The following is a 13,024-nucleotide window of genomic DNA, read 5'->3' on the forward strand; positions in this document are numbered from 1 at the left end:
ATTAAGATTAAGCCGCTGTCGGGCTTAAATTTCCATGTGCCGCCGAAGCGGAGGCAGACGGTACGCCGGATACGATATTCCCGTAGCTTGAATATGTCCAGGTGCCGACGCCAAAGAAATAATTTCTGCCGTTGTTGCTGTCCCATTGGCCGCTGCCATTGTTAAAGCAGGCCTCCAGACGGCTCGCCGTTCCGATATCCACCGTCAGCTTGCTGTAGCCCGGTACTTCGGAGGCCTCCATCGCCACGCCAGGCACGACGGTCCAAGCTCCCCCTTCCGGGCGGAAGTGCATATACGGCGTGCCGTAGCCTTGCTTGTAATACACGGTCACCTTATTGGAAGCCGCGGGATCCGGTGCTCCTTCCACGATTTGACCGCTGCCGTTATAGGTCCAAGTGCCGGCATTAAAGAAATAATTTTTGCCGTTATTGCTGTCCCATTGGCCGCTGCCGTTGTTAAAGCAGGCTTCCAGACGGCTCGCCGTTCCGATATCCACCGTCAGCTTGCTGTAGCCCGGCACCTCGGATGCCTCCATTGCTACGCCGGGCACGGTGGTCCAGGTTCCTCCTTCCGGGCGGTAATGCATATACGGTGTAGTATAGCCGTGTTTGTAATATACTGTTACCGTATTGCCCGGATCGGCTTGTTCGGTAGTGATCTCCAAAGGCTCGCTGTCCGGCGACTCGTTGTTAGCCGCGTCATAGGCTCTCACCGTGTACACATATGTCGTTTCCGCAGTGAGACCCGTATCGGTATATGCGGTCCCCGGGGCAGTTCCGACTTTGACGCCATCGCGGTATATGTTATATCCGGTCACCGCAATATCATCGGTTGCGGCATCCCAGGCCAAAGCGACGGTCTTGTCGGTTACACCTGCGGAAGTCAGATTTTCCGGAGCGGTCGGGGCGGTTACATCTCCTTCTCCGTCCGGGTTGTAGTCATACCAGGAGGTGCCGTCGTACCACCCTTCCGCGCTCCGCAGGAATCCCGCCTGATTTCTTCCCGGATTCTGATTTCCTCCGCTGTCCCTGAACATGACTCTGGCGCTGTCCGCACCGGAAATCGTATAGACGTACCACTCCCCGTTCTCCTGAACCATGGCCGGCGAAGCCGCCCAGGCCGGCTCCGTCACCTCCGGTGCCGTGTCGTAATAATACAAGTACGGAGCGCCCCAGTTACTCGGTTTCTTGTAGTGAATGGTCAGACCCGAATCGGGGTCTTTTCTGGTAAACTTGTATTCCTGAGTCGCCGTGCCTTTATCGTTTTCCGCATACAATTTCAAAGTGACCGATTCCCCGTATTCCATATCTTCGCCAATGATAATTTCGGTTCCGTTTGTGAAGCCGGTTCCTGTCCGCGGGTCGCTTCCGTCCAGGCTATAATATCCGATATCCGCCTTTTTCAATTTGAGTGTAATTAATTGCGTGTCTGTCCTGAAGCCGGCTCCCGCCGGCGTGGCCGATACATAAGGCAGTTCGGATTCCGCGACCAACTCGATCAGAATCACCCCCGCGCTTCCTGCGGTAAAAGCGGCAGATCCGTCGCTCACTGCGACTTCTTCGCCTGTATACGCATCCCGGACGATCGTCCCGTCGGGAAAAATGGAGGATACATCGACATTTGTTGAACCTGCGGCTCCGGTGACGACTACCACACTATCATCAATGCCGTCTTTGCTGTATGTCCGGCTGAACGTGTAGGGACTGTCGCTGATCTTGGCGTGACTGCCCGCCCCTACCGAGAGATGGTTGTTGCGGAACTGGCCCAATTTTTGCCAATGCGACAAAACAGCCTGGTCAAGATTGTCCCAATCCATCGAGGAACGGGTACCCTGCTGAGGGTCGGAGCCGGTTGTGCCGAAGGCTCTGGCCGCTTCATCGCCATAGAAGGTTTGTACTGCGCCCGGAAGCAGCAGCAGGGCCGTCCCGGCTTTAACCAGCTTGCTTCTGTCATATAATCGGGTATCATGCGACGATATATAGCTGAGCACGTTAAAATCGGGGTCGCCGTTCAGTTTGGATGCATAATCGGCGTAAATGCTTTCGAGCGAATCGAAGTTGGCGTCCTGGAACGAAAAGTTAATGACGGAGTCAAAACCATAATTAAAATATTCGCTTTTGCCTACTCCATGTCCCCACACTTCCCCGGTCATCCAAAAATCGCCGGTCCAATCCGCTCCGGGCTTGTCGGGATTGTTTTGCCTCCAGGTCTGCAGCGCGGTGCTGCACTCCTCTTTCAATTGGGCCCATCTGCTCAGTTCCACATGCTTCGCCGTGTCCGCCCGGAATCCGTCGATGCCGAATTCCTCCACCCAGGCCGCCAACCATTTGACAATATAATCGGCCGGAGCCATATTCAGGTCTTCGCGCAAACCTTCCGCCGCCGGCAGAATCCAATCGTCGTAACCGCTCGTCTCGCTCGCCCACTTCGTTTGCAATAGCGGCGCGAGCCCGATATCGCTCGTGACATTGGTGCGGAAATCGGGCAGGCTGCCGACATTCATCGTCAAATCGCTGCCGCCGCCGCTTTCATAGCCCGCAATTCCGGCCCGTACCCAATCGCTCCACCAAGTCGACCAGGCCGCTTCGTCATTGTAGTTGATATTGTCATGGTAGCTGTGCCAGGTTTGACCGCTGCCGGGAGTCCAATCGGCATCGATGCCGTTTCTGGCGCCGAATCCGTATTCCTCCATGTCTTGCAAGGTCGAATATCCGGGGTGGTTCAAGACCACATCCAGCACGACGCGGATGTCCATGGCATGAGCCGTGTCGACAAACTGGCGCATCTCCTCCACGGTCCCCATATTTTTGTCCATCATGGTATAGTCCAGTGCATAATATCCGTGATAGGCGTAATGGGCAAAGTCCCCGCCGCTGCCCCCGCCGACCCAGCCGTGAATTTGCTCGTACGGAGCCGTAATCCAAATGGCGTTCGTGCCCAGTTCCGTAAAATATCCTTCGTTTAATTTTTGTGTAAGCCCTTTCAAATCACCGCCGTGAAAAGTCCCGATATCAAATCCCGTAGCATCCACACTCGGCCTGCCATAAGAATTGTTATTACCGGAATCGCCGTCATAAAAACGGTCGGTCATCACGAAGTAGACATTCGCGTTATCCCAACTGAACGCTGGGGCCTCAGTTCCTGCCTCCGCCGCGTAAGCCTTTTGCCTTGACATTGCCGGTGAGACACAGATGGAAGTGACTAGAAAAATAAAGCTGAGAAAAAAAGACAAAGAACGAGCACCTCTTCTTTTCACTTTACTTCCTCCTTTGTGCAAACGTTTGAATTTTTAACACAATCGATCCACTTCAACCATCGGTTATCACTAACTTCAAGCAAAGAATAATGCAAACGTTTGAATTTTCATGCCAGAATCACCTCCATCTGTTAAAATAGTCGCTTAATCAATCCCGTTGTAAACACTTTCATATTTCTAGATGCTATTTCTGTTTATTTCTGGAAGTAGATATTTGAATTGTAACAGATTCTTAATCCGGATGTACATCCTTTTTTGCAGCAACAAACACGAATCCCGCCATTAACAGGAAAATGCCTCAGTTTGTTTAAAAACCCCCGCTTTGGTTAATAGTAAACGACAAGCAAATTAATAACGTAGAGGTGATAAGAATGGGTTTCTTATGGTCTTTGATTATCGGCGGTATTATCGGTTGGCTTGCGGGTTTAATCATGGGCAGAGATATCCCCGGAGGGATTATCGGGAATATTATCGCCGGCTTTATCGGCGCTTGGCTGGGAAGCCTGATTTTGGGCAACTGGGGTCCGGTCATCGGCAATTTCTATTTTGTTCCGGCTTTGATCGGCGCCGTCGTGCTTGTATTTATCGTCAGCCTGATCATGGGCTCGATGAGACGGGGACGTTCGTAAACAGCGAAATTATATAAGTAAATGCAAAAAGAACCGCATACCTGCGGTTCTTTTGTCTGTCCGTTTCGTTCAGGCGCTCTCTTCGCGATACTCCGACGGCGTCTTTCCGGTAACTTTCTTAAATACCTGCGTAAAATACCGCGGATCCTGGTAACCGACCAAAGGAGCGATCTGATATACTTTGACCTGGCTGTTTTTCAGAATGTATTTGGCCTTTTCGATCCGGCACTGGGTTAAATACTCCAGAAACGTATAGCCGGTCACCTGTTTGAACAGCAGACAGAAATGGCTGATGCTGAGATCGGCGATATCGGCCACTTCCTCGATGCTGAGATCCTTATGATAATTGTTGGCGATATACTCTCGGGTTTTGGCAATAACGCTCTGAATATTTTCCTTGGATTGGGATTCTTTGCTTTCGCGGATCCATTTCGCCAAGTTGGATTTGAGAAGGGCAATAATCTCGCCCAAACTTCCCGACGAATGCAGCTCCTGCAGCAATCCTTCGAGCGACCATTCCGGCAGCAGCTTCATATGCTCAAATTCCCGGTACAGCACGACCGTGAGCTCAACAATCATGCGCTCGGCGATCATTTTCGTAAAATTCTGGCTCTCGATATAGACTTTGGTCTCATCCAGCAACGCCATCAAGCGGCTATCGTCCAGCGTGCGAATGCACTCGAGCATTCCGGACTCAAGATGCTTCGGATACTTCCCCTCCCTGGCCGCTCCCAACTCCGGCGCGGGGTCTACGAATACCCCTTCCTCGTCACGGTAAAAACGCTGGTAAAGCGCCTGAGCCGCACTCTGGTATGCCTCACTCAACTGCTCGATGCCTTCCGCCGTATGACTGAAGCCCACGGAGCAGGACAATTTGGTATTCGCTTTAATTTGATGAATAATATCGTTGCCCAGGCTCTCTCTCCGGTCGCTCAAATTACCGGGGAAGACCATGACCCATTCTCCGCTGTGAAAAGGAAATACCGTCAGGGCCCCCTGAGCCAGGGACCACTCGCTCAAAATATTGCGGATGGCGAACAGCCACAATCTCCTCTCTTCCATAGCCCAGCTTTCATACAATTTCATATAATGATCAAGCTGGAGCACAGCGATAAAATATTTGTCCTGCAGCTCACTGTTTTCCAGCCACTGCATGTGGCGCAGATGATTATCGCTGGGATTGCCTTCGATAAACTCGGCAAACATCCGCTCCCTTGCCAGCATGGACAACACTTGGACCGAATGCAGCAGCTTGTCGTTTTCCAGTTGCTTTTCCAGCGTTTTTTTGGCGCGCAGGATCATTTCAATCAATTCGTCGTGATCGATCGGCTTGAGCAAATAATCAAAGGCGCCTTCCCGCAAGGCTTCTCTGGCATATTCGAACTCTCCGTAACCGCTGATAAATATGAACAGCCGTTTGGAATTCTCCGCCATCACTTCTTTCATCAGGCTGATTCCATCGAGGCCCGGCATGCGGATGTCGCTGATAATCATATGCGGCGAAAGCTCGCGCACCAGTCTAAGCGCATCTTCGCCGTTTCTGGCTTCACCCACGATTTCCAGATTTAATTCATTCCAAGGGATAGCCACTTTCAGACTGCGTAAAATAATCGGCTCGTCGTCGACCAGGATCACCCTGTACTTTGCTTCATTGGTTTCCATAAGGACACCTCCTGACCATTAATCGGGCAGAGAACTGTTTCGTTGTCTCCAATATTGCTCCGAGGCCGCCTGAATTTGATCCAGGGCCTCGTTCGGCGAAGCATTGCCGGAGATGATTCCTTCTATGACCTTCAGGAACGTTTTATTCACTTCCGGAGTCAATACGTTGTCATAGGCCAGAAAAATATTGTCGCTATGCTCCATAAGCCTTACTACCTGTTCAAAGACAGGCCCCGTTTCCTCCGAGTCGAAGGATATCTTCATCGAAGGAATCCGCTGCCCCTCGTAAACGACCCGTCTTTGCACGTCCTCGGTGTAGAACGTCTTCATCAACTCTAGGGCGGCCTGGGATTTGGCTTCGTCCAAGTTCGCGGATAAAGCGATCCCGATCGAGTAACCTCCCGCCAAGGAGGCGTCCTCCTCCGGCAGCAGCGTCGGAAAAGGAATGACGCCCACCCGGTTGGGGAAATCGTCCGGACTGTCGTCGTTATGGAACAGATTGATATCCCAGCTTCCGTTCACATACATCGCCGCTTTGCCGGAAGTGAACAAATCGATCGCTTCTTCCGTTGACAGATCGTTGGCCGATGGGCTGAAGGCTCCCTCGTTCACCCATTGCTTGTAGTGCACAAACGCTTGGAGATAGCCGCTGTTGTTGAAGCTGACCGCTTTCGAGCCTTTCGCCAGCTCGTTAATCAATTCCGGGCCGGCATAGCGATCCATCAAATAATGGGCAAAAATAGCGCCGGGCCACCGCTCCTCGTTCCCGAGCGCAAAAGGTATGTAACCCTTGCTCTTCAACAGTTTGACGGCGGCATCCAATTCATCGAGGGTTTTGGGCGGCGATATGTCGAATTTTTCAAATATTTCCTTGTTGTAATACACCGGCTCCGCATGCCCTTCCAAAGGTAGTCCATAAATATGATCGCCGAATGTCCATAGATGAAGATCTTGAAATTGATGATCAAGTCCGTTTTCTTGCACAAAATCCGTTAAATCCATCAAGCGGTTGGCGCGAACATACGGCTCGATCTCCCCCCCGCCGAACAGCACAAACATATCCGGCGGCGTGCCCGTGACCATTTCGCTCTTCAGCTTTCGCTCGCGATGGTCGGTCTGGTCCATCCCTTCGAAATTGACCTTCACGTTAGGATGGGAAGTTTGAAACTGATCCACGACATCCTCAAAGATTTTCAGCATTTCCCGGTCATGCTCTTTTATCCAGAAATGCCGGAAGGTCAGCGTTATTTTATCGGTCTGCGGCTCCTCGATCGGTTCGCTGTCGTTCATCGCGATAATGATGACCGAAATCGAGAGAACCACGGCATACAGCGCAACCCAGCCCCAATTCACAAACCATTTCATGATTTCTTCCCCCCTAGGATACGATTTTCGGTATTCGGATACGAATAATCGACCCGAATCCGGGGGAAGAACATATCATAATGCCGTAATATGTGCCGAACCGGATGCTTAACCGTTCGTGAACATTTTTCAGACCGACGCCGTTCTCCCGGTATTTTTTCAAGTTGTTTCGGTTTTTGCTCCAGAGATTCATCAGCGTTTCCTCGTCAAATCCGGGACCGTTGTCCATGACATCGATCAGGATATCCCTCCCGCCGTCCCGGGCCGTGATCGAAATGAACCCGCTTCCCTCCATCGGCTCAATGGCATGATAGAGCGCATTTTCGACGATCGGCTGCACGATCAGCTTCTGGGTTTTGTAATACTTCAAGGTTTCCGGTATTTCAATCTGATAGGTAAACTTATCCTCGAACCGGAATTTCTGAATATCCAGATAATGCCGGACATGCTCCATTTCCATGGATAGCGGGATCAGTTGCTGATTCTCGCTGATGCTGATCCGCAGCAGCTTCCCGAGCGATATGACCATTTTGCTGATATTCTTATTCCCTTGCAGCACGGCCATTGAATTGATCGATTCCAGCGAATTGTATATGAAATGAGGATTAATCTGCGCCACCAGCGCCTGAAGCTCCACCTCTTTTTTGCGCGCCTGTTCAAGCTGGACTTGCTCGATCAGCTCGTTAATCTGCGAACTCATCCGGTTGAAGCCGTCAATCAGCAGATCCGTCTCGTCTTCGGCCCGCACCATCGGCGGAATCGGCACAAAAATCCCCTGCTGTACCCGCTTCATCCCGTTCACCGCGCTAATGATGCTTCGAACCATTCTCCGGACGAAATAACGGTCAAACAAAAAAGCCGAGATCAGCGAAACCAGGACCAGAATCACGGCGATATTCCGGATTCGGACCGATTCCGAAGCGATCAGCTTGCTCGGCGTAATCGCCACCAGATACCAATCCTTGTTATGGGACGGCAAGTAGGTGATCAGTGATTTTTCCCCTGCATATTTATCTACATAAGATCCTTTTTCGTTCGTTTCCCCGTCCGTCAAAAAAGGAAAGTCCGTTCGTTCCCCAATATGCGCGCCGGATTTGTCGAATACGATATTCCCCTGCTTGTTGACCAGCAGAATATCCCCCTGTTTCAACGTGGCGGCATCCCAAAATACCTGATCCAAAATATCAGGCTTTACGTAAATCACGACGGCGCCGATATCTTCAAGGGAGTAATAGTCCTTGACGACCCGCGCCTGGATCAAAACCGGCTTCCCCGTAGAAGCGCTGCCATTTTCACCGGGTCCGACCCAGATCGGCCGCCCCTCGGCTTCTTTCATCGCTCCGTACCAGTCTTGATGGCTTAAAGTTTCAAACGTCATCGCGTCATTGTATTGATACATCAATTTGTCTTTGGAATAAAGTCCGAATGAGGTAATCATCGGATGATTAATCAGGTTGTTGATATCTTGCCTTTGGTCATAGGTAGCGACAAATGAAGGATCCTTCATCGTCTTTTGAATATCCGGTTGCGTTATTGCCGAATTTGAGGTGGTCGTAATTTCGTTCAATGCATATTTCAGTTTCTGGTCGGTCTCCAGCAAAGAAACCCAATAGAAATTGCTCGATTTCTTCTCCATGGTACTCGAAAAGCTGAAATATGAGATCGACCCCATCAAAATCACGGGGATAAACACAAGAAGAATAATAGCCAGCAAGATTTTTCGACGGAGCTTCATCCGTTTCCTCCCTCCAATAATCTCCTAACTCTATTATTCTTCATTATGTTTTAATCTCCTTGCTCCTACCCCGAATAAGCGACTAACTTTTTATTGCTCCTGAAGTCAGACCGGCGATAACCCAACGGCTGAACACCAGGAATACGATTAACAAAGGCAGCGTTGCCGTAAAGGTGGCCGACATGATCATCCCGAAGTCCAGACCGTCCTTGTTGGTAAACAACTGCTGTAACGCAATCTGTATGGTATAATTCTCTCTATTTTTCAGCACGACGAGCGGCCAAAAGAAGTCATTCCAAACGTTCATGAAGTTCAAAATTCCCAAAGTAGCCATAGCCGGCGTAACGACCGGAATCGCGATGCTCCAGAAGATCCGGAAATGGCCCCCGCCATCGATCCGTCCGGCTTCGATCAGCTCGGAGTGCACGGCCGATGCTATATATTGCCTCATCCAGAATATCCCGAAGGCGTTCACCATCGCCGGAACGATCAGCGCTTTGTAACTGTCGATCCAGTGCAGCTTGGCCATGATGACGTATTGCGGCAGCACGCTCAATTGCGCCGGTACAAGCATCGTACCGATGACGAAGACGAACAGGAAATTTTTCAAAGGAAATTCGTATTTGGCAAAAGCGTAACCTGCCAGTGTACAAAGGAATACAACGGACACGGTAACCGCCGAAGAGACGACGACGGAATTCAGCAGCGCCCGGAAAAAGTCGGTCCGTTCCAATACGCGCGAGAAGTTCTCGAAGAAATACGATCCCGGCGTAAGCAGCGGCGGCATTTGAAAGGCCGCGTCCTTGTCGTTGGTAGCGACGACGAACATCCAGTAGAACGGAAAGATGGATACCAGCGCCCCGAAAATCATGACCAGGTAAAAAAGTGCTTTGGCAACAGCTCCCGGTTCATCCGGCTTTTTTCTGCGAACTGCAACTGTACTCATGCTTTTCCTCCTCCCGTATCTCCGCCCATGCGACTCGATAGCGACATGTTAATTAAGGAGATAAGAATTGTTGCAATAAAGAGCAGAACCGCCGTGGCCGCAGCCGTACCGAAGAAGCTGTTCCGGAATGCTTCGCTGTACAGGTAAGTAACCATCGTAACGCCTTCCTGACGGGTGGAACCTGTTCCGCCTTGGCCGAGGAATACGTAAGGTTCGGTGAAGAGTTGCAGCGCCCCGATCGTCGAGGTCAATGTCACGAACAAGATAAACGGACGAAGCAACGGAAGCGTGATGTGGACCAGTTGCTGCCAACGGCTGGCGCCGTCAATTTTGGCCGCTTCATAGATATCCGTCGGAATGCTTTGCAGACCGGACAGGAAAATAATCGCGTTATACCCCATCCAACGCCACATGACCATCGTGGAAATGGCAATCTTTACGCCCCACCAGCCGGAGTTGAAAGGGACGCTCTCAAAGCCTAAGCCGTTTAAAATCCAGTTGACCATCCCGTTGTTCCCGAACAAGGTACTGAATACCAGCGTAACGGCAACAATCGAGGTGATGTTCGGCATAAAGTATAAAATCCGGAATATGCTCTTGAATTTATTCAGCGCCGAATTAAGCATGACTGCGACGAACAAGGCCACGATCAGCTGCGGTACTGTCCCCATCAAAGCCATGATGATCGTGTTGCTGAAAGAGATCCAAAAGGTCGGATCGCCGATAATCAGGTCGTAGTTTTTGAATCCGACATATTTCATCGGTCCCAGCGCGTCCCATTTAAAGAAGGACAAATAAATGGTGAAAAAGATCGGATACAGGCCGAATATGGAGAACAAAATAAAGAACGGCGAAATAAAGAGATAAGCCGTAAGCTTGCTTTTTTTGGACTCGTTCCAAAAACGCTTTTTCGGCTCCAGCGGCTGGGTCGGCCTAGCTATAGCTGTGTCAGCCATGAACGCACCTCCGGGAAGTAATTGATAAATCCGAATCCGCGGGAGAACACTTTGCCCCCTCCGCGAATTCGGATATTAAATTTAGCTATGAGAATGTTTCGTAAGACTTAGCACTCTCTATGATTAGCTGCGGTCAACCAGCGTCTTGATTTGTTTCATAGCCTCATCCCATTCTTTTTGCGGATCGGCTTTTTTCTCAAGGACGTTCTTGAGCGCATTTTTAATAATGGTGTCGGATTGGTCATGCAGCGGACCGTAGTAAACCGGTTTTACAGTTTGAGCCGCTTTAGCGTAAGCTTCCGCAATGACTTGACCGCCGAAGAATTCGTCTTTGTCTTCCTTGAATGCCGCTTCTTCATATACAGCCGGAATTGTAGGGAACAAACCGCTGTCTTTGAAAGATTTCAATTGGTTCTCTTTGTTCACGAGCCAGGAAATGAATTCGAATGCTTCCTTCGGATGCTTTCCTTCTTTTGGCAGAGTGATGAAGGAACCGCCCCAGTTACCTGCGCCTTCAGGCATTTGCGCGATTTCCCATTTGCCGGAAGTGTCTTTCGCATTTCTGATCGTACCTGCGAGCCAAGCCGGGCCGAGCATTACGGCAAAGTCGCCTTTATTGATGGCGTTTTGCCATTCAGGAGACCACAGGATCCAGTTGCCGATCCAGCCTTCTTGAATACCTCTTACCGTAAAGTCATAAGCCTTCTTAACTTGCGGGTTCGTTTCACCGATAAACGAGCCGTCTTCCTTATTGAAGTAAATTTGGCCGTCGGATTGGTCACGAACGCTGTTGTACACCAGGTCCGTCAAATCGGTAAACGGTTTGCCGGTTTTAGCCGTATAATCTTTACCAACAGTTGCGAATTTATCCCAAGTATCGATCGCTGCGCTGAATTGGTCCGGATCCGTCGGCAAGCCGGCTTCGCCAACCAGGTCGGAGCGATAGTAAACTACAGTAGGACCGATATCTGTCGGCAGACCCAGTTGGAAGGATCCGTCCACCGAAGTGGCTTGTTTCCATTTCCAGTCGAGGTAGTTGCCTTCGATATCTTTAGCGCCCAAATCATACAAGTTATAGAACTTGTCTTGGTTGCTGATGAAACGTTCCATGAATGCGATTTCAAGCATGAAAATATCAGGTGCGCCCGAGCCTGCGGACAACGCAGTCGTCAGGTTGTTGTGGTGAGCCGTTTGGTCGGCCGTATTTTGGAACTTGAACGTAATGTTCGGATGCTCGGCGGTATATTCTTTAGCCAGCTCCTCATAGTTCGTCGTACCGAGCGACCAGAAGGAAAGTTCGATCTTTTCCGCCGGTTCGGTTGTTTCGCCGCCCGAGTTGCCGCCGGAGTTGGTCGTCGTAGGCGCAGGTTCGTTTCCGCCGCCATTGGCAGCTTTGTTGTTGCCTCCGCCGCAGCCGGCCAAGGAAGCGATCAACAGGACAGCCACTAGCATAAGCGCCCAAGGTTTGGTTCTCTTCATTGCTTAATAACCCCTTTCTAAAACTCGTATTTTCATTATCAGTCTAATGGAAACGCTCCGAGTTTTTGAGGAGGCAATATTGCGATTTATGGTTGGAATTTTTCTGATGGGGTTTTCTGTCGGGAAGAAGAAGATTGTAGAAGGTCTTATGTGGCTGTTGGAACTACAGCTGTGGGCATAATGAGTTGGATGGAATAACAGCTAAAAAGATATTGGGACCGACTCGAGGCAATGACCGTGTTTGGTTAATTGTGGCAAAATAAAGAGCCAAAAGGGACCTTATTTCGGACGTTTTGGCTTAATTTAGGCAAAATAAGAGTCAAAAGCGCCCTTATTCGGTTGTACGTAGCACTTTTCGCAGAAATAGAGGTCAAAAAGGACCTTATTTCGGCTGAATCGAGGGAATTTGCCTTGGTTTTGTCCAAATCAGCTCCAATAAGGGCCAAAAAAGGCGCTATTCTGCGAGACGCGGCTCATTTTCGTGAAATAACGGCGGTTTAGGCCCTTATTTCTTTAGAATAAGCAAAAGAACACCGCCGATTATCTCGGCAGTGCTCTCTTCTCTTTGCTTGGCGGCGTCCTACTCTCCCAGGACCCTTCGGTCCAAGTACCATCGGCGCTGGAGGGCTTAACGGTCGTGTTCGGGATGGGTACGTGTGGAACCCCTCCGCCATCGCCACCAAACATATTCAAGCTTAATCGCTTGAAAACCGGATACGAAACTTAGATTTGCGTGTTAGCCCCTAATTGGTTCACCGGGGTCCCCGAAAAGTAATCGGAATTACCTTCGAAGCCTCGCTTCACTTTTTGGGGTAATTTTGGATAAGCCCTCGACCGATTAGTACTGGTCAGCTCCATGCATTGCTGCACTTCCACCCCCAGCCTATCAACCTCGTCGTCTTCAAGGGGTCTTACATACTGGGAAATCTCATCTTGAGGGGGGCTTCACGCTTAGATGCTTTCAGCGCTTATCCCGTCCGCACTTAGCTACCCAGC

The 13,024-nt window shown here is 50.3% G+C and carries 8 protein-coding genes and 2 rRNA genes; 1 reads left to right on the top strand and 9 read right to left on the bottom strand.

Annotated features, from left to right (window positions below; genetic code table 11):
* Positions 1 to 7 precede the first annotated feature (7 nt).
* Positions 8 to 3,256 (bottom strand): carbohydrate binding domain-containing protein, encoded by a 3,249-nt coding sequence (locus tag V3851_RS18745; RefSeq protein WP_414859333.1) that lies wholly within the window; start codon positions 3,254 to 3,256, stop codon positions 8 to 10.
* A gap of 371 nt (positions 3,257 to 3,627) precedes the next feature.
* Between V3851_RS18745 and V3851_RS18750 the strand changes: the two genes are divergently transcribed.
* The gene (locus V3851_RS18750) at positions 3,628 to 3,885 is read left to right on the top strand and encodes a GlsB/YeaQ/YmgE family stress response membrane protein (RefSeq protein WP_331848087.1); all 258 of its coding nucleotides are present in this window, start codon (positions 3,628 to 3,630) and stop codon (positions 3,883 to 3,885) included.
* Between the two features lie 69 nt (positions 3,886 to 3,954).
* On the opposite strand, the gene V3851_RS18755 is transcribed toward V3851_RS18750, so the two are convergent.
* The 8 genes from V3851_RS18755 to V3851_RS18790 form a co-directional block, all read right to left on the bottom strand.
* Positions 3,955 to 5,547: a response regulator gene (locus V3851_RS18755; RefSeq protein WP_331848088.1), complete on the bottom strand. Its 1,593-nt coding sequence runs from the start codon at positions 5,545 to 5,547 to the stop codon at positions 3,955 to 3,957.
* Positions 5,548 to 5,565: 18 nt separating this feature from the next.
* Positions 5,566 to 6,912: an ABC transporter substrate-binding protein gene (locus V3851_RS18760; protein WP_331848089.1), complete on the bottom strand. Its 1,347-nt coding sequence runs from the start codon at positions 6,910 to 6,912 to the stop codon at positions 5,566 to 5,568.
* Between the two features lie 13 nt (positions 6,913 to 6,925).
* A complete protein-coding gene (locus V3851_RS18765; RefSeq protein WP_331848090.1) occupies positions 6,926 to 8,647 on the bottom strand; it encodes a sensor histidine kinase in 1,722 nt (573 codons plus the stop codon).
* An 82-nt stretch (positions 8,648 to 8,729) separates the two neighbouring features.
* Positions 8,730 to 9,593 (bottom strand): carbohydrate ABC transporter permease, encoded by an 864-nt coding sequence (locus tag V3851_RS18770; protein ID WP_331848091.1) that lies wholly within the window; start codon positions 9,591 to 9,593, stop codon positions 8,730 to 8,732.
* The gene (locus V3851_RS18775) at positions 9,590 to 10,549 is read right to left on the bottom strand and encodes a carbohydrate ABC transporter permease (RefSeq protein ID WP_331848092.1); all 960 of its coding nucleotides are present in this window, start codon (positions 10,547 to 10,549) and stop codon (positions 9,590 to 9,592) included. The genes V3851_RS18770 and V3851_RS18775 overlap by 4 nt, the downstream gene beginning before the upstream one ends.
* Before the next feature lie 123 nt (positions 10,550 to 10,672).
* A complete protein-coding gene (locus V3851_RS18780) occupies positions 10,673 to 12,028 on the bottom strand; it encodes an extracellular solute-binding protein (RefSeq protein WP_331848093.1) in 1,356 nt (451 codons plus the stop codon).
* A gap of 567 nt (positions 12,029 to 12,595) precedes the next feature.
* Positions 12,596 to 12,712, bottom strand: a 5S ribosomal RNA gene (gene rrf / locus V3851_RS18785).
* Between the two features lie 134 nt (positions 12,713 to 12,846).
* Positions 12,847 to 13,024 (bottom strand): 23S ribosomal RNA (locus tag V3851_RS18790); the annotation flags it as partial.

The sequence above is a fragment of the Paenibacillus haidiansis genome, assembly GCF_036553665.1.
GTDB classification, from domain to species: domain Bacteria; phylum Bacillota; class Bacilli; order Paenibacillales; family Paenibacillaceae; genus Fontibacillus; species Fontibacillus haidiansis.